The following is a 15,762-nucleotide window of genomic DNA, read 5'->3' on the forward strand; positions in this document are numbered from 1 at the left end:
AGACTGAACTGGAGAGAACAGCATGTCCGCCACCTATGATGACAACAACATCTTTGCAAAAATCCTGCGCGGCGAAATTCCGTCAACGCGCGTTTATGAAACGGATGATGTTGTGGCATTCATGGATGTCATGCCACAGGGAACCGGCCACACGCTGGTTGTTCCAAAAGCCCCTTCACGCAACCTGCTTGACGCAAAGCCGGAAGCGCTCGCCGAAGCCATCAAAGCCGTGCAGAAGATCGCAAATGCCGTGAAGAAGGCTTTTGACGCGGATGGCGTCACTGTCATTCAGTTTAACGAACCGGCAGCAGGCCAGACAGTTTATCACCTGCACTTCCATGTCATCCCGCGTTTTGAAGGTGTAGAACTGAAGCCTCATACCGGAAAAATGGAAGACGCGGCTGTTCTTGCAGCAAATGCTGAGAAAATCCGCGCAGCACTTTGATAAGAATCGTCTTTATAAGCTCAACAATCCGGCAATCAGCAGCGCTTCTGCCACCACAATACCGACAAGCAAGCGCTTACCCGCGATAAGATAAGCGACGAATCCGGCAGCTGCCGATCCAACACGAAGCCACATCGGGGAGTTTGCGAGCTCCCCGTTCGGATACAGAATAAGCTGTGCGATCACGCCTGCAACGAGTGCCGTCGCAACACAGCGCACAAACACCAGAACCTCCGAATCCTCACGTACCCGGCCACCGACAACCACTCCCATGACGCGGAAGATGTATGTTGGAAGTGCTCCTGCAAGCAGGATGAATACAAACGGCCACCACCAAGCGGAATAGCTGCCCCAATTCATTGCAGAGCCTCCTTGCTCGCCTTGCGCGAGCGGTGAAAGGCGAATGAAATCAGCCCGCCGAAAATACCAGTCAGAAGCAGATCATAGCCTGGTGCAAATTGGTGGAAGATCGGGAAAAGTACGATGCCCGAAACCATCGCAATCTGCCCTGCCCGTTCGCGCGCCGATCTCCAGAGAGACGTTAGAAAATACATCGGCGTGAGCATGAAAAGCGCTGCAAACACTACAGGTGGAAAAGATGCCGACAGCATATAAACCAAGGCGACCACAAGCGCATTCGTGCCGACAAGAACAGTGCCGATGCCTGCAAAATAGCTGGTCCGCATATTGCGCGGCACGTTACGCAGCTCTTCCATTGCCATGACCCAGGCCGTCACCGCCACAAAATGGCATAGGGCCGCAAGTGTCAGCTTGCGTGTCTTTGGGCCTTTCAATTCCGGTAAAAGCGCCACCACCATCGGCATAAGGCGAACAGAAGACAACCCGACAGCCAAGGCCGCTGCTGGGATTGATACCCCGGCGCTGATCGCACCAATGAGCACCACCTTTGCAGGCAGAGCCCAAATGGTCAGTGTCATAAACACCGCCTGCCCAGCTGTTATGCCGCTTTCAATTGCCAGCCCTGAAAAGCCAATAAAAGAACTCATCAGTAAAATGGCAGGCACGCTCACTATTCGGCGCGTACCGCGAAAAAACCAGCCAAGATGGCCAGATTGCTCTGCTGACTGTTGGTCGGAACTGGGGGAAAGACTCGAAGACATGCTTCAAACTAAAGCATTTCCAGCAAAAGTGCGAAGCGGTTTTTCAGCCGCAAATGCAGTCAATAAAAAAGGCCCTTCATGTGAAGGGCCTTTTTAAGTTCTTATTTCTTACGCGGCACTTTAGGAACCGACGATTTCGCCGTCGAAGCCTTGGTGGCAGGTTTTGGCGCGGCCTCATCCTTGCCAGCCAGAACCTTTTCCTTTTCAGCCTTCTTCGGTGCTGCCTTCTTGCGCACGGGCTGCTTCTTTTCAGCCGGAATATCCTTCTTCGGAGTAACCGGCTTGTCCGAAACAGTCTCAAGAGCAAGATCGGTCTTGCCGTCGTCCTTTGTCGTCACATCGACGCGAACTGTACCGCCATGCTTGAGCTTGCCAAACAGCACTTCATTGGCCAATGGCTTCTTGATGTGTTCCTGAATCACACGAGCCAGCGGACGCGCGCCCATGCGCTCGTCATAACCCTTGTCAGCAAGCCAAGCGATAGCAGGCTCGGTCAGTTCGAATGTCACGCCACGTTCTGCAAGTTGTGCCTCGAGCTGCAGCACGAACTTCTGAACGACCTGATGAATGACCGGAACCGGCAGCGGACCGAATGGAACGATTGCGTCGAGACGGTTGCGGAACTCCGGCGTGAACAGCCGGTTGATCGCTTCCATGTCGTCGCCTTCGCGCCGTGTCGAACCGAAACCAATCGCAGCCTTTGCCATATCGGCGGCACCGGCATTGGTGGTCATGATCAGAATCACGTTGCGGAAATCGATCTTCTTGCCGTTGTGATCGGTGAGCGAGCCATGATCCATAACCTGCAACAGAATGTTGTAGAGGTCTGGATGCGCCTTTTCGATTTCGTCGAGCAACAGCACGCAATGCGGATGCTGATCGACACCATCGGTCAGAAGGCCACCCTGATCGAAGCCGACATATCCTGGAGGGGCACCGATCAAACGCGATACGGTGTGACGCTCCATATATTCCGACATGTCGAAACGAAGCAGTTCGACGCCCAGCGAAGAAGCAAGCTGCTTGGCGACTTCCGTCTTACCGACACCTGTTGGGCCGGAGAACAGATAGGAGCCGATTGGCTTGTCTGCTTCCCGCAAACCTGCGCGGGCAAGTTTGATTGCAGAGGAAAGTGCTTCAATCGCCAGATCCTGACCATACACAACGCGCTTCAGTTCCGATTCAAGATGTGCGAGCACCTGCTCGTCATCCTTCGAAACAGATTTCGGCGGTATCCGCGCCATGGTGGCAATGGTTGCTTCGATTTCCTTGACGCCAATGGTCTTCTTGCGCTTGTTTTCCGGCAGAAGCATCTGGCTTGCACCAGTTTCATCGATCACGTCGATGGCTTTGTCGGGCAACTTGCGGTCGGAGATATAGCGTGCGGAAAGCTCCACAGCCGACTTGATAGCATCAACCGTATATTTGACTTTATGGAAGTCTTCAAAATACGGCTTCAGACCTTTCATGATCTCAATCGCATCCGGAATCGATGGCTCATTGACATCAATCTTCTGGAAACGACGCACCAGTGCGCGGTCCTTCTCGAAGAACTGACGATATTCTTTATATGTCGTCGAACCAATGCAACGGATTGCACCCGAAGAAAGCGCTGGCTTTAGCAGGTTCGATGCATCCATCGCACCGCCGGAAGTCGCGCCAGCACCGATGACAGTGTGAATTTCGTCGATGAACAGAACCGCACCCGGATATTCTTCGAGCTCCTTTACGACCTGCTTCAGACGCTCTTCGAAATCACCGCGATAACGTGTACCGGCAAGCAGCGTACCCATGTCGAGCGAGAAGATCGTGGCATCAGCAAGCGCTTCAGGCACATCGCCTTCCACGATTCGCTTTGCCAGACCTTCGGCGATTGCGGTTTTACCAACGCCCGGATCACCCACATAAAGCGGATTGTTCTTGGAGCGACGGCAGAGAACCTGAATGGTGCGGCTGATCTCGCTGTCACGACCGATCAGCGGATCGATACGACCGGACTTGGCTTTCTCGTTCAGATTGACGCAATAGGCAGTAAGCGCATCCTGCTTTTTCTTTGCGCCTTCTTCCGGCTCCACACTCGTACGTTCTTCGCTCGGGCTTTCAGCGCCACGCGGGGTACGCGTTTCGCTGCTCTGCGTGCGTTTTGAAATGCCGTGCGAAATATAATTGACGGCATCATAGCGCGTCATCTGCTGCTCCTGCAGGAAGTAGGCAGCATGGCTTTCGCGCTCTGCAAAGATGGCAACCAGCACATTCGCACCGGTAACCTCTTCGCGGTTGGAAGACTGGACGTGAATCACGGCGCGCTGGATCACGCGCTGGAAAGCTGCCGTCGGCTTGGAATCCTCGTCATAGCCGGTGACGAGATTGTCCAGCTCACGGTCGATATAATCGGTCACGATCCGTTTGAGATGCTCGAGATCGACGTTACAGGCGCGCATCACTGCGCCCGCATCCTGATCGTCGATCAGGGCAAGCAAGAGGTGTTCGAGCGTCGCATATTCGTGATGCCGCTCGTTCGCGATGGTAAGCGCTTGATGCAGCGCCCTTTCAAGGCTGGGAGAAAACGATGGCATATGACCTCACTTTTTCTCCATTACACATTGTAATGGATGCTGGTTTTGGCGGGCAAAATCCATGACCTGGCTAACCTTGGTTTCGGCAACTTCGTAAGTGAATACGCCGCACTCACCGACACCGTGGTTATGAACATGCAACATAATACGAGTTGCGTCGTCCATATTCTTTTGAAAAAACCGCTGCAGGACATGAATGACAAACTCCATAGGAGTGTAGTCATCATTGAGAAGCAGGACACGATAGAGGCTTGGCTTCTTGGTTTTAGGCTGCGTGCGCGTGACCACAACCGTACCGTTATCCGGTCCGTTCCCGCCGTTGGTCTTGCTCTGCATGACTGGATTAAAATGCCTCATTAAACCTAACACCCGAATGCCCAACTATCTGGCCTGCCTGCCCTCATATGTAGGGCGTCATGATCTGATTTTAAGCCCTTCATCGACACTTGCAACCGAGACTTATTGCAAGGTGCTGCATTGGCACAGTTATCTCAGTCACTTTTACGAGTAGGCAACCATCGAAAGATGTTCAAAATCAAAAATAGCTATCAATAAGACGAATGGGCACCCGAAACCGCTGGGCACATTTTTTGAAAATTTATGAATATTGTAGTTACCATAAACGGATTGGTAACGCTGATGACAGTAAGGTTACGGAATTAGACAGCTGTGTGCCCTTTGCGCCGCAGTTCAAAAAAACCGGAATACAGGCAGGTCAACATCGTGCGTACCGCATTCAGCAAAGTAGCATATGCCTTGAAAAGAGCGGCGCAAGCCACACTTCTTCTCGCTGTTGTAACAGGCTGCTCTACGGCCTCAACGACAGTTCCTGCTGTGGCAAATGACAGATATGCCGCTATTGTGATCGATGCGAACACCGGAAAAACGCTGTTTGCATCCAACGCAGACGCTAAACGCTATCCGGCATCGCTGACCAAGATGATGACCATGTACATGCTATTTGAAGGCATGAAGTCAGGTCGTATCAATAAAGATACCCGTATTCCTATCTCTTCTTATGCAGCAGCGCGTCCACCGACAAAGATTGGATTCAAGCCAGGTCAGACCATCCGTGTTGAAGATGCTATTCTCGCCATGGTGACCAAGTCAGCCAACGACGTTGCGACTGCTTCGGGCGAATTCCTTGGCGGCTCAGAAGAGCGTTTCGCACAGATGATGACGGCCAAAGCCCGTCGTCTGGGCATGGCCAACACCACTTTCCGCAACGCGTCGGGCCTCCCGAACATGTCGCAGGTTACGACTGCACGCGACATGGCAATCCTCAGCATTGCGCTTCGTCAGCACTTCCCGCAGGAGTTTTCATACTTCTCGCGTCGTAGCTTCGTGTTCCGTGGTCAGACAATCAATGGTCACAACCGCCTGCTCGGTCGTGTTGAAGGCGTTGACGGTATTAAAACCGGTTACACCAATGCATCGGGCTACAACCTCGCTTCATCGGTCAACTATGACGGTCGTCGTCTCGTTGCCGTTGTCATGGGCGGCAACACCGGCGCCAGCCGCGATGCACACATGACCCAGCTGATCCGCAAGTATCTTCCTGCAGCCACTCGTGGTCGCGTTTCGGAACCACTTGTTGCGATGCGTGGTGAAGTTCCACAGGTTGTCGCATCGGTTGATCTGCCAAAGGCACGTAATGCACCGGTTCCAGTTGCTCGTCAGACAACTGAAGTTGCTGATGTCATCAACAACGAAAGCGGCGAAGGCGATATTGACCAGCCACAGGTTCTGGCTCTCGCCGCGCCGACACAGCGCCCAGCTGCAATGGCAGCGCAGGCAGCTGTGCGCCCAACGCCAAAGGCCGCAGTTCCATCGGCTCCAGCACACGATATCGACCCTGTAACGACAGCATCAGCACCCGCTTCCGGTGGTTGGGCCATTCAGGTTGGCTCGCTGCCAAGCGAAGGCCAGGCACGCGATATGTTGACCAAGGTCTCTTCATCAGTCGGTGCGCCACTTCGTTCCGCATCGCCTTACACTGAAACATTCGTGAAGGGTAACTCCACTTTCTACCGTGCTCGCTTTGTAGGCTTCTCCTCGAAGCAGGCTGCATGGGATGCATGCGCATCGCTCAAGAAGAAGAACTTTGGCTGCTACGCAGTCGCCAATTAATCCGAGCGAGAGGGGAAGCTCTCTCGTAACCGCTTTAAACCCGAAAATAGTATTGCGTAGAGGGTTTCGAGATGTCGAATATGAATGAAACGATCGGACAATATGCTCTGAAGTCCAGCATATGGACTGAACAAGCGCCTCGCCCATCTGGACTTGGTTCACTGTTCTCCGTTCAGGCTCTTAAGCAGGCTGCGATTCGTCTTGCCGATGTGCGTCATGGAAAAGGTTTCCATACGCGTGATCTGGTTGGATTGCTGGTTGGCCACGCCGCTCGCAATCGCCGCATGGTGCAGCCGCGCACCATGATGCGTATGACCCTGCCGGTTACGTCCGATAAAGTGGCAGTACGCATCACGATTGAGAGCTGAAATATCTCACCTACAAAAAAGGCCCGTCATTTCGACGGGCCTTTTTTGTTTGTAAACTAAAGCAATCCCAGCGCTGCAAGTTCCTGCCGAAGCTCTGGCGGCAATGCTGCCCTGCCCGACTTACCAGCGGCTTCATCAAGCGGAACCTCGTTTTCACTGAGATAGCGCCAGCCCTGAAAAGCGCGACGTGGTTGCCACTGAGTCGGATGGATTTTCGGCTCCAGCACCAGATGGCAGCGATTGATGCCCTGCTCATCCGTAAACGGGCGAATATCGAGCAAGCGCTGGCGGCATTGAACATTGCCTTTGATCACCCAGTAAAGCGATCCGCCTTCAAGCAATTCATCAATACGTTTGGGAACCATGCGTGTCGTGTGAAACTGTTCCGGGACAAGCCCGGCAGCGCGCTGCTCCGCAAGCCTGAAATCGATCCAGGCTGCGAGATCTTCGATGCTATCGCAGCCGACGCAAAGTTTGACGAGATTAAGTGCCATGAGGCTGATTTAGCCAAGCTGAATGCAGGCTTCAAGTGATAAGAATGTTATCCTCAGCAGGCAACCACATTGACGGCCAGTCCGCCCTGACTGGTTTCCTTGTAGCGCTCGCTCATATCGTGACCCGTCTGACGCATGGTTTCGATACAGGCATCAAGCGGCACGAAATGCTGACCATCACCCTTCACAGCAAGCGATGCAGCCGTAACAGCCTTTACAGCGCCAAGCGCATTGCGTTCAATACATGGCACCTGCACGAGACCGGCTACCGGATCGCAGGTCATGCCCAGATGATGCTCAAGGGCTATTTCAGCTGCATTCTCAATCTGCTCAGGCGTGCCGCCCATAACAGCCGCAAGACCGGCAGCGGCCATAGCTGATGCAGAACCGACCTCACCCTGACAACCTACTTCTGCGCCTGAGATCGAAGCATTGTGCTTGATCACGCCACCAATTGCCGCGGACGTCAGCAAAAAGTCTCGAATGCCCTTTGCATCGGCGTCGTCGTGGAAATGAAGGTAATATCGCAGAACAGCAGGCACGACACCCGCCGCACCATTGGTCGGTGCGGTTACAACACGCCCACCCGAAGCATTCTCTTCGTTGACGGCCATAGCATAGACGGACAGCCAGTCATTTGCGAGCAGCGGATTGAGCTTGTTGTTGCGCCAATCGTCTTCCAGACGCTCAAATAGCTGACGCGCACGGCGACGGACCTTCAAGCCCCCCGGCATGATACCATCACGGCTCAGGCCACGTTCGATACAACCGCGCATCGCACCCCAGATGCGATCAAGACCTTCGTCGAGATCAAGGCACGACATATGGCACTCTTCATTGGCGCGCTTCATGTCAGCAATGGAAAGCCCACTTGAACGCGCCATAACGAGCATTTCAGCAGCATTATTGAAAGGATAAGGCACATTGGCCTTTTCCTCGCGCTTTCCACCACTGGTCTGCACGCGGCTCAATTCTTCCGCAGTCACAACAAAGCCGCCGCCAATCGAAAAGTACACACGGCGGAGCAGCAATCGGTCACTTTTGTCGTATGCCTCGAAAGCCATGCCATTCGCATGGCCGGGCAAAGGCGTCTTACGATCAAGAACCAAATCGGTCTTGGGATCAAACTGATATGCCGGATGCCCAGCGGGCTGAACCGTCCTGGCACGCGAAACCTTCTCGACTTCGCTATCCATAATATCCGGATCAATCGAATCAGGTGTGAAACCACAAAGGCCCAAAATCACAGCGCGATCCGTGGCGTGGCCGACGCCGGTATAGGCGAGTGAGCCATGCAGGCTCGCCCTCAATCGATAAACCTTGGCATTGGCGGGCTTCGGCCAATTGCCGCTGACCAGTTCATCGAGGAACATATGGGCAGCCGTCATCGGACCCATCGTGTGCGAACTCGAAGGCCCAATACCAATTTTATACAGATCGAATACCGACAGAAACATTCTACACCTATTTCGCCCCGCAAACGGGCAGCGCAATGTCACGCGCCAATGCGCAATAATATTACACCATTAACAGATAGTGTAGGAGAGGAACAACGCCAACAGAATGCCGAAATGCGGCATTAAATTTCCGGTTTACGCAACTCCATAGCACGTCGAACCTCAATTAAGATACGAACGCACGTTCTGTCCATTTTCAATGCAAAGCCGTATCCGAAAAGCCATTCAACTTTTCGGGACCTAATGCATCCGCATCAAGCGGAGAAAAGATAAGCCATGAGAATGATTGTAGCGAGGCCAACGACTGCCCAGAGCGTCACGCCCCAGCAGGATTTTTGAACGGTTTCGTCCATGGAGATTTTTTTACAACCTTGTTGTGCAACTCTTATAAGCAGCGTCCTTCACAACGCTGTTACCGGAGATATAATCCTGACGCAGATGAAACGCAACTGTGAAAAATGGCGGAAATGCGGCGCATTTCATCATCTCGCAACAGCACGATTCAAAAACTGATTTAGTATCAGAACCTTAACAACAGCTATGCTTAACAAAAGCTTTAAAGTCACGGCAGAAATGGGGCATCAGGGTTGAGGTAGCAGCATATCTGTCTTGCCGGTCATCCAATAGGCTGTAAGCCCCATCCATTCACGCGTTGCCACGCTAAAACGCGACAAGGCTTCGTTCGGCGATTCAAGATAGAGTGAAAGGCTCTGCTTTGCTGGTGTCTTATAATCGACAGGCCATGCAACAACGTCAAAGCCTGCTTTGCGGAAGCACCCGATAGACCGCGGCATATGATAGGCCGACGTCACCAGAAGCCATGTTTCACCGGGCTTTGGTTCAGCGAGCGCCTTGGAAAACTCCGCATTTTCTACTGTATTGCGGGACTTGTTCTCAAAAATGAAGCGATCACCTGAAAAGCCCAGATCAGACAACATTGTGCGTGTGCTGTCGGCTTCGGGCTTGGCGTCTTCAAAGAAAGCACCGTCCCCACCGGACACAATGACTTTCGCGTCGAGATAAAGTCGTGCAAGCCGCATCGTCTCAAAAATTCGATCGGCAGCGCTGTTCAATTCAAATCCGGGACGCCCTGCATTGATGTCACCATTCATATAACCGCCCAGAACCACAATGCCATCAACACGTTGCGGGAGCTCGGTCTGTTTTGCAAAGCGATCTTCCAGCGGCGCAAGCAACACGGTGCCAAGCGTTGTATAAGCGCTGATAAACAACACCAATACAGCGGCAATAAGCGTTGTAAGCCCGAGTTTTCTAAAGCCGGTCCAGATCAGCAAAAGTGCGATCAACAGAAATACGAGGATGATTGTCAGCGGCTGAAAAAACAGCCAGAAAAGCTTGGAAACACTGAAAAACAACGCGATCTCCACCGATAAGCTGCACGATATAACCCGAACGGAACGAATCCGGTCCTTTGACATAGTTCAATTCGGTGCATCGCGCTTTCCAAAAATCATTCTGATTTTCGTGCCAGTGCTATAGCCATGCAATCGCATGTGATAGGAATCGGCTCGACTCTTAGTGTCACAGCTCAGGAAATAACATGCAGAGCAATGCTGAAACGACTGTAACGCCCGCAAGCCGTCCGCGCCTGACGCGCATTGATATTGCGCGCGGAGTCGCGCTGATTGCGATGGCGATCTATCATTTCGGCTGGGATCTTGAGTTCTTCGGCTACATGGCACCGGCAACGACAGCACATGGCGGCTGGAAGCTCTTTGCGCGCTGCATCGCATCAAGCTTCCTGTTTCTGGTCGGTTTTAGTCTTGTTCTCGCGCATGGCAGAGCCATCCGCTGGGAAGCAATGGGAAAGCGTCTGTTGCAGATCGGAGCGGCAGCAGCGGCCATTTCCGCTGTGACATACTATATGTCGCCCGATAACTTCATTTTCTTCGGCATTCTGCATCAGATCGCACTGGCAAGCGTGCTGGGTCTACTGTTCTTGCGCCTGCCACCAGTTGTTACACTGATCGTGGCAGCTTTCGTCATAACCGCACCGTTTTATGCGCAGTCAAATATTTTCAACCAGATGTGGCTTGCATGGATCGGACTTTCGACGGTCCCGCCTCGCTCCAACGATTACGTGCCGCTGTTTCCATGGTTTGGCGCTGTGCTGATTGGTATAGCGGCGGCACGTATCTTCAAGCGCTTTAACTGGCTCCCGATCCTATCAGGCGGCATTAAGCCCGCCTTTCTGCAAAAGCCGCTCACCTTTATCGGTCGCCACAGTCTTGCATTCTATCTGATCCATCAGCCTGTGCTGATTGCGCTTGTCTATCTGTTCTCGCAGATCATGCCGCCAGCACAGCCAGCGCCACGCCAAGCCTTTACGCAATCCTGCGTCGCATCCTGCATTCAGAATGGAAGTGAAACGCTATGCACGCAGTTCTGCGGCTGTGTTGTGAGCGAACTCGACAAGGCAAAACTGTTCGACGACGTCTTTAATGGCAAGGCTGATCAGAACAATAACAGCACGGTTCAGCAGATCGCCGAGATGTGCTCACCAGTGCCGGATAATCAGCCTTAAATCAGGTAGAAACACCAAGTTCTGCAAGACGTTCAATGCAGGCTTCTTCAACCTGATCGAGTTCGGAAAGCGTTTCGTCAATGTCGCGACGCTTCTGGCGCAGATCCGCACGCTTTTCCTCAACGCGCTTCATCAAAAGCTTGAGCTGGCCGGTTTCGCCCGGCGGCTCGCGATACATCTGTACGATTTCGTGTATCTCGGCGATTGAAAAACCAAGACGCTTTCCACGCATAATCTGCTTCAGAAGATGCCGATCAGAAGGCCTGAACAAGCGTGTGCGACCACGCCTTACCGGCGAGATCAGCCCCTCATCCTCATAAAAACGCAATGTCCGGGTCGATATCCCGAATTCCCGCGTCAGTTCTGTGATCGTATAATATTCGCGCACCACAATATTCCAATCTTGCAATATGCAGGCGAATGTTGTGCAACCGCATTTACGTAAAAGTCAATATTAAACCGTCACAATCCCGCACATTGGCTAATACAAGCCACTACATTTAACGTATGACCTTGCCATCATAGTGCCACCCATGCGTTATGAAATGACAATAGGATCAATAACTGACGGCGATTCATGCGGCGCTCTATCAAATTTACCCTTATTGGACTGGTTATCGTTGCGCTTGCCGGGGCAACTCCCTTTGCCGTCGAACCAATCGTCCAGAAGATCGGCGAAGGCTCAATCCGTCAGCTGGCAAAAGATGGCAATTTCTGCACAACTGAGAATTGCGAAGAAGGAATAAACTATGCCATTGGCTTCCTCGAAACCAATTACGGCCTCTCACCGCAGAACGTAAAATGGTGCATGGGCGTCGATGTCATCGCTCATTATGAATTGCCATTTGCGAACGGGCTGAAAAAAGCAATAACTGATCGCATGTATCAGCGCTGCGGTGACCCTAGTCAGGATGAACCTGTCGGCAACTACACGGCAGAATAGAAGGCCTTTACTTAATGACGCGACTTTTGCGTATCGCTGCCTGGTCGATTCTGGTTTTAATCCTCGTGGTAACGATCAGCCCAATCCAGTTCCGTCCGATCACCGGCGAGCCTGCTGATCTGGAGCGTTTTGCTGCTTTTTTTCTGGTCGGTTTTCTCTTTGCACTGGCCTACCCCCGCCAATGGCTGGCAGTCCTGTTACTGACTATCGGTTGCGCAGGCATGTTTGAGCTGCTTCAGCGGTTGGCACCCGGACGGCACGGCGAATTTGCCGATTTCCTTTTCAAAGCGGTTGGTGCCCTTGCGGGCGTTTGTATAGGCCGAGGCTTGAGCCTCCTGCCTTTCTTTGAAAGCAAATTGAAGAGGTAAAATCTCTTTCCTCTAATGGAACCAATTGGTTGTCGGTACGTTTTATCCGCATCAATTCCAATGGAGGTTTCAAATGGCCGACAATAAGACTGCTAGCGACGTTCAACAGGCTCTGGAACAGCAGATTTCTGATCTTCGTGGTGAACTGAAGCGCCTGTCGAAATCCTTGGCATCTCGCTCAAGCGATCTGAGGGACTCTGCCGAAGATGCGTTTGATGATGCATCCGGACGTTTTCGCCACGCGGCACAGGTTGTTCGTGAGCGTGGTCAGGCTGTCGCGGAAACAGTCAAGGAAAACCCTGGTACGGCAACGACGCTTTTCGGCACCGCCGGTGTGCTCGGAATATTGATCGGCGTCGCAATTGGCTGCGTGATCTCCTCCGATCGCCGCTGATCAAAAAATTTCCTCCCGACTAACCCGCGCCCTCCCAGCGCGGGTTTTTCTATGGGCTTTACCTGCTTGTCCAAGACTGCTATTCGAAGCCATTGGCAATCTGCCACCGGTCGCAGCCTACCCGGTCAAAACAAGGACAAGCGCTTGATATGCAAGCGTGAAGACTGCACCGTGGCTTTTAAAAAGGCACGCAAATGTCTGAAAAGACAATATATTCCGATCTCAAACAACTCGGATCGAACAGCACGATACCGCAATCTCCGGAAGAGGCCGTTCTTGAAAGGGTCTCAAACCCGCAAGCAGGAACGCCGTACTGCGTTCGCTTCACAGCACCAGAATTCACCTCTTTATGTCCTATGACCGGACAGCCGGATTTCGCTCACCTGATGATCGATTACGTTCCGGGCAAGTGGCTGGTTGAAAGCAAGTCGCTCAAGCTTTTCCTGTTCTCATTCCGCAATCATGGCGCTTTCCATGAGGATTGCACAGTTACAATCGGCAAGCGACTTGTTGAACTGTTGGACCCGGAATGGCTGCGCATTGGCGGCTATTGGTATCCGCGTGGCGGCATCCCGATTGATGTGTTTTATCAGACGGGCGAAACACCAAAAAATGTCTGGATTCCTGAACAGTCTGTACCCAATTATCGCGGTCGCGGTTGATCACAAATCTCTGTAACTATTGCCGCTAGAAGTCACGATGCTTATTATTAAGTCCCGTGATTGGCATCATTTTGAAACCGGAAACACTCCAGATGAACAAAGTTGCCCTACTGATCTCGCTGGCTGTTCTTTCCGGCTGTGGTGCCGGAAAAGCGGCAATGGATGCAGGCAAAGGCTTTGATCGATTCGCTTGCATGTCTCGTAACATGAAGGGCGAGACGCCCTGCCCGCAGCCCGACAATCCAAACCAAAATCCATAACCTGAAAAGAGGCAGTAATGGACATTCAACCCCAAGACGTCCTCGATTTCTGGTTTTCTGCAAAGATGCGCGAAAACTGGTTCAACAAAAGCGATGGCATCGATGCGGAAATTCGCGAAAAATTTCTGGCGGCTTATGAAGATGCTCGCGCTGACAAGCTGGAAGACTGGAAACAGCAGCCGGAAAGTGCACTCGCGCTGACCATCCTGTTCGACCAATTCCCGCGTAATATGTTCCGCGGCTCTCCACGCTCATTTGAAAGCGACGGCCTTGCCCGTGATGTTGCAGCGCAGGCGCTTGATCATGACTTCGACCGCAAACTTTCAGCTGAGCAACGTCAGTTCTTCTACCTTCCATTCATGCATAGCGAGCATCTCAGTGATCAGAAACGCTGTGTCGATCTTTACGAAAAGCTGGGTGATGAGTTCTCTTTGGGCTTTGCCCGCCAGCATCACGATATTATCGAGCGTTTTGGTCGTTTCCCGCACCGTAACAAGGTCCTGGACCGCGAAACAACCAGCGAGGAAGCAGAATTCCTCAAGGAACATGCTGGTTTTTAATCGCTAAAGAAGCTTGTAAGGCAAGATACCACGGCGGTCGTGATCGACCGCCAGTCTGCTTTTCAAAGGCGGGACCGCACGCTGCACACATTCAGCTCGGTCGCAGATACGGCAGGAAACACCAATCGGATCAAATGCTGAGCGTGTCGCAATATCCAGCCCATCCGCATAGACAAAGTCCTGCGCGTGTGTGACTTCACATCCCAAAGCGATAGCATAACGACGCTGTGGTGCGTGAAACCCGCCCTCGCTCTTGGTTAGCTCGGTGGCAACGCAGAGATAGCGCGCACCATCCGGCGTTTCCGCAAGCTGCCGGATAATTCGCCCAGGCGTCTCGAATGCCTGATGAACATTCCACAACGGACATGCCGCGCCATATCGCGCAAATTGCAGCTTGGCCGCACTATGCCGCTTGGTGATGTTTCCGGCACGGTCGATTCGCGCAAAGAACACCGGAACGCCGCGTTGGCCTGAACGCTGCAATGTGCTCAGACGATGCGCAACCTGCTCAAGGCTTGCCCCAAAGCGCGAGGCGAGCAATTCCAGATCATGCCGCAGTTCTTTGGCGGCTGAAAGAAACGTCTGATAGGGCAAGACCAGCGCACCAGCGAAATAATTGCGTAAACCGATTTTGCAAATCTCGACCGCTTCTGCCGAACGGAAATCCGCACGCTTAGCAATTGCAGTCACAAGCTCTTCCATCTCCAGTTCGGCAATCTGAAACGCTATCTGGAAATTGCGAGTCGAAGCTGGCGAATAGGGATTAAGATAAAGGACGCGAGCAATTGGATCGAAGCGGCGCAGAATAGCTTCATCGGGATCAGCGCGTGCAACACGAACCCGATAGCGCTCCTCCATATATTGCGGCAGCGCAACACCGATATCGCGCGCCGGTATCTTCAGCTCATCGGCCAGCTTTTCCGCTGCAATATCAAGATCATGAACATAGTTATCGATAAAATGAAAGAAGTCGCGCACTTCTTCATAAGGTGCTGGCTCGGCGGCTGACGGCGCGCGCCCAAGCTGGTTATCGAGACTTGCAAGCTGCTCACTGTTGCGCCGATAGGCCTGATGACAAGCGATCAGTGCATGAGCCAAACCCGGCGCATTTTGCGTGATGAGTTTCAGCTCCTGCAAATTCGGCTTGTAATTATCGAACACCGGATCAGCCAGCGCTTCGGATACTGCCGATAACAGCCGATCATCATCGCCAAGCGAAATCGCACCGATATCGATCTGATAGTTTTCAGCCAAAGCCAGCAGCACAGCCGCCGAAACAGGACGCTGATTGTTCTCAATCTGGTTCAGATAACTCGTTGAAATACCTAAGCGTTCAGCAAAGCCCGACTGTGTCGTCTTATGCTGTTCACGTATTTCCCGGATCTTCCTGCCGACATAGAGTTTTTTGGGTGCCATTTTTGCAAATTCGCATTTCGCTA

The 15,762-nt window shown here is 52.6% G+C and carries 20 protein-coding genes; 11 read left to right on the forward strand and 9 right to left on the reverse strand.

Annotated elements, in window-relative coordinates; translation table 11 throughout:
- Positions 1 to 22: 22 nt before the first annotated feature.
- The gene (locus CEV34_RS00930) at positions 23 to 445 is read left to right on the forward strand and encodes an HIT family protein (RefSeq protein WP_007875222.1); all 423 of its coding nucleotides are present in this window, start codon (positions 23 to 25) and stop codon (positions 443 to 445) included.
- Positions 446 to 457: 12 nt separating this feature from the next.
- Here CEV34_RS00930 and CEV34_RS00935 read toward each other — a convergent pair whose 3' ends face one another.
- Both CEV34_RS00935 and CEV34_RS00940 read right to left on the reverse strand, forming a co-directional pair.
- Positions 458 to 805 carry an AzlD domain-containing protein gene (locus CEV34_RS00935; RefSeq protein WP_007875225.1) on the reverse strand — a complete coding sequence of 116 codons (348 nt, stop codon included), beginning with the start codon at positions 803 to 805 and terminating at the stop codon, positions 458 to 460.
- On the reverse strand, positions 802 to 1,452 hold the full coding sequence (locus CEV34_RS00940) for an AzlC family ABC transporter permease (protein WP_105519163.1): 651 nt from the start codon (positions 1,450 to 1,452) through the stop codon (positions 802 to 804). Before CEV34_RS00940 ends, CEV34_RS00935 begins: the two co-directional genes overlap by 4 nt.
- Here CEV34_RS00940 and CEV34_RS26910 point away from each other — a divergent pair.
- Positions 1,370 to 1,663, forward strand: coding sequence for a hypothetical protein (locus CEV34_RS26910; RefSeq protein ID WP_171380041.1), 294 nt, complete (start codon positions 1,370 to 1,372; stop codon positions 1,661 to 1,663). The genes CEV34_RS00940 and CEV34_RS26910 overlap by 83 nt on opposite strands.
- Before the next feature lie 4 nt (positions 1,664 to 1,667).
- Here the strand turns inward: CEV34_RS26910 and clpA are convergent, their stop codons facing one another.
- Together clpA and clpS are read right to left on the reverse strand one after the other, a co-directional pair.
- Positions 1,668 to 4,142: an ATP-dependent Clp protease ATP-binding subunit ClpA gene (gene clpA, locus CEV34_RS00945; RefSeq protein WP_079211962.1), complete on the reverse strand. Its 2,475-nt coding sequence runs from the start codon at positions 4,140 to 4,142 to the stop codon at positions 1,668 to 1,670.
- A gap of 6 nt (positions 4,143 to 4,148) precedes the next feature.
- Complete coding sequence (gene clpS / locus CEV34_RS00950; protein ID WP_171380119.1) at positions 4,149 to 4,499, reverse strand: ATP-dependent Clp protease adapter ClpS; 351 nt, start codon at positions 4,497 to 4,499, stop codon at positions 4,149 to 4,151.
- Positions 4,500 to 4,865: 366 nt separating this feature from the next.
- Between clpS and CEV34_RS00955 the strand changes: the two genes are divergently transcribed.
- Entirely contained in the window at positions 4,866 to 6,272 is a 1,407-nt protein-coding gene (locus CEV34_RS00955; RefSeq protein ID WP_007875235.1) for a D-alanyl-D-alanine carboxypeptidase, read from the forward strand.
- Between the two features lie 71 nt (positions 6,273 to 6,343).
- A complete protein-coding gene (locus CEV34_RS00960; protein ID WP_007875237.1) occupies positions 6,344 to 6,640 on the forward strand; it encodes a hypothetical protein in 297 nt (98 codons plus the stop codon).
- Positions 6,641 to 6,696: 56 nt separating this feature from the next.
- Here CEV34_RS00960 and CEV34_RS00965 read toward each other — a convergent pair whose 3' ends face one another.
- From CEV34_RS00965 to CEV34_RS00975, 3 genes are all read right to left on the reverse strand, one after another.
- On the reverse strand, positions 6,697 to 7,134 hold the full coding sequence (locus tag CEV34_RS00965) for a DUF1489 family protein (RefSeq protein WP_007875242.1): 438 nt from the start codon (positions 7,132 to 7,134) through the stop codon (positions 6,697 to 6,699).
- Positions 7,135 to 7,187: 53 nt separating this feature from the next.
- Positions 7,188 to 8,591, reverse strand: coding sequence for an L-serine ammonia-lyase (locus CEV34_RS00970; protein WP_007875244.1), 1,404 nt, complete (start codon positions 8,589 to 8,591; stop codon positions 7,188 to 7,190).
- Between the two features lie 581 nt (positions 8,592 to 9,172).
- A complete protein-coding gene (locus CEV34_RS00975) occupies positions 9,173 to 9,967 on the reverse strand; it encodes a YdcF family protein (protein ID WP_039859818.1) in 795 nt (264 codons plus the stop codon).
- Positions 9,968 to 10,152: 185 nt separating this feature from the next.
- Here CEV34_RS00975 and CEV34_RS00980 point away from each other — a divergent pair, with 185 nt between their 5' ends.
- Positions 10,153 to 11,136, forward strand: a complete 984-nt coding sequence (locus tag CEV34_RS00980) for a heparan-alpha-glucosaminide N-acetyltransferase (RefSeq protein ID WP_007875251.1) — start codon at positions 10,153 to 10,155, stop codon at positions 11,134 to 11,136.
- A 1-nt stretch (position 11,137) separates the two neighbouring features.
- Here the strand turns inward: CEV34_RS00980 and CEV34_RS00985 are convergent, their stop codons facing one another.
- Positions 11,138 to 11,524, reverse strand: a complete 387-nt coding sequence (locus CEV34_RS00985; RefSeq protein WP_007875253.1) for a MerR family transcriptional regulator — start codon at positions 11,522 to 11,524, stop codon at positions 11,138 to 11,140.
- 189 nt (positions 11,525 to 11,713) lie between these two features.
- Between CEV34_RS00985 and CEV34_RS00990 the strand changes: the two genes are divergently transcribed.
- The 6 genes from CEV34_RS00990 (at position 11,714) to CEV34_RS01010 (ending at position 14,323) form a co-directional block, all read left to right on the forward strand.
- Positions 11,714 to 12,079 carry a hypothetical protein gene (locus CEV34_RS00990; RefSeq protein ID WP_007875254.1) on the forward strand — a complete coding sequence of 122 codons (366 nt, stop codon included), beginning with the start codon at positions 11,714 to 11,716 and terminating at the stop codon, positions 12,077 to 12,079.
- A gap of 14 nt (positions 12,080 to 12,093) precedes the next feature.
- Complete coding sequence (locus CEV34_RS00995; protein ID WP_007875255.1) at positions 12,094 to 12,447, forward strand: VanZ family protein; 354 nt, start codon at positions 12,094 to 12,096, stop codon at positions 12,445 to 12,447.
- Between the two features lie 73 nt (positions 12,448 to 12,520).
- Entirely contained in the window at positions 12,521 to 12,841 is a 321-nt protein-coding gene (locus tag CEV34_RS01000) for an ElaB/YgaM/YqjD family protein (RefSeq protein WP_007875256.1), read from the forward strand.
- A 194-nt stretch (positions 12,842 to 13,035) separates the two neighbouring features.
- Complete coding sequence (queF, locus tag CEV34_RS01005; protein ID WP_007875257.1) at positions 13,036 to 13,503, forward strand: preQ(1) synthase; 468 nt, start codon at positions 13,036 to 13,038, stop codon at positions 13,501 to 13,503.
- A 92-nt stretch (positions 13,504 to 13,595) separates the two neighbouring features.
- Positions 13,596 to 13,763, forward strand: a complete 168-nt coding sequence (locus CEV34_RS26915) for a hypothetical protein (protein WP_007875258.1) — start codon at positions 13,596 to 13,598, stop codon at positions 13,761 to 13,763.
- Between the two features lie 17 nt (positions 13,764 to 13,780).
- Positions 13,781 to 14,323 carry a DUF924 family protein gene (locus CEV34_RS01010; protein WP_007875259.1) on the forward strand — a complete coding sequence of 181 codons (543 nt, stop codon included), beginning with the start codon at positions 13,781 to 13,783 and terminating at the stop codon, positions 14,321 to 14,323.
- Positions 14,324 to 14,326: 3 nt separating this feature from the next.
- On the opposite strand, the gene CEV34_RS01015 is transcribed toward CEV34_RS01010, so the two are convergent.
- Positions 14,327 to 15,739, reverse strand: coding sequence for a helix-turn-helix domain-containing protein (locus CEV34_RS01015; protein WP_007875260.1), 1,413 nt, complete (start codon positions 15,737 to 15,739; stop codon positions 14,327 to 14,329).
- Positions 15,740 to 15,762 lie beyond the last annotated feature (23 nt).

The sequence above is a fragment of the Brucella pseudogrignonensis genome, from assembly GCF_002252525.1.
Classification (GTDB): Bacteria; Pseudomonadota; Alphaproteobacteria; order Rhizobiales; family Rhizobiaceae; genus Brucella; species Brucella pseudogrignonensis.

What these genes read in the sequence shown, in the direction of transcription:
- clpS (WP_171380119.1), bottom strand. Translation starts at nt 4,499, where the DNA reads ATGAGGCATTTTAATCCAGTCATGCAGAGCAAGACCAACGGCGGGAAC.
- CEV34_RS00930 (WP_007875222.1), top strand. Translation starts at nt 23, where the DNA reads ATGTCCGCCACCTATGATGACAACAACATCTTTGCAAAAATCCTGCGC.
- CEV34_RS01010 (WP_007875259.1), top strand. Translation starts at nt 13,781, where the DNA reads ATGGACATTCAACCCCAAGACGTCCTCGATTTCTGGTTTTCTGCAAAG.
- CEV34_RS26915 (WP_007875258.1), top strand. Translation starts at nt 13,596, where the DNA reads ATGAACAAAGTTGCCCTACTGATCTCGCTGGCTGTTCTTTCCGGCTGT.
- CEV34_RS00990 (WP_007875254.1), top strand. Translation starts at nt 11,714, where the DNA reads ATGCGGCGCTCTATCAAATTTACCCTTATTGGACTGGTTATCGTTGCG.
- CEV34_RS00970 (WP_007875244.1), bottom strand. Translation starts at nt 8,591, where the DNA reads ATGTTTCTGTCGGTATTCGATCTGTATAAAATTGGTATTGGGCCTTCG.
- CEV34_RS01000 (WP_007875256.1), top strand. Translation starts at nt 12,521, where the DNA reads ATGGCCGACAATAAGACTGCTAGCGACGTTCAACAGGCTCTGGAACAG.
- CEV34_RS00935 (WP_007875225.1), bottom strand. Translation starts at nt 805, where the DNA reads ATGAATTGGGGCAGCTATTCCGCTTGGTGGTGGCCGTTTGTATTCATC.
- CEV34_RS26910 (WP_171380041.1), top strand. Translation starts at nt 1,370, where the DNA reads ATGGTCAGTGTCATAAACACCGCCTGCCCAGCTGTTATGCCGCTTTCA.
- clpA (WP_079211962.1), bottom strand. Translation starts at nt 4,142, where the DNA reads ATGCCATCGTTTTCTCCCAGCCTTGAAAGGGCGCTGCATCAAGCGCTT.
- CEV34_RS01015 (WP_007875260.1), bottom strand. Translation starts at nt 15,739, where the DNA reads ATGGCACCCAAAAAACTCTATGTCGGCAGGAAGATCCGGGAAATACGT.
- CEV34_RS00940 (WP_105519163.1), bottom strand. Translation starts at nt 1,452, where the DNA reads ATGAGTTCTTTTATTGGCTTTTCAGGGCTGGCAATTGAAAGCGGCATA.
- CEV34_RS00960 (WP_007875237.1), top strand. Translation starts at nt 6,344, where the DNA reads ATGTCGAATATGAATGAAACGATCGGACAATATGCTCTGAAGTCCAGC.
- CEV34_RS00995 (WP_007875255.1), top strand. Translation starts at nt 12,094, where the DNA reads ATGACGCGACTTTTGCGTATCGCTGCCTGGTCGATTCTGGTTTTAATC.
- CEV34_RS00965 (WP_007875242.1), bottom strand. Translation starts at nt 7,134, where the DNA reads ATGGCACTTAATCTCGTCAAACTTTGCGTCGGCTGCGATAGCATCGAA.
- CEV34_RS00980 (WP_007875251.1), top strand. Translation starts at nt 10,153, where the DNA reads ATGCAGAGCAATGCTGAAACGACTGTAACGCCCGCAAGCCGTCCGCGC.
- queF (WP_007875257.1), top strand. Translation starts at nt 13,036, where the DNA reads ATGTCTGAAAAGACAATATATTCCGATCTCAAACAACTCGGATCGAAC.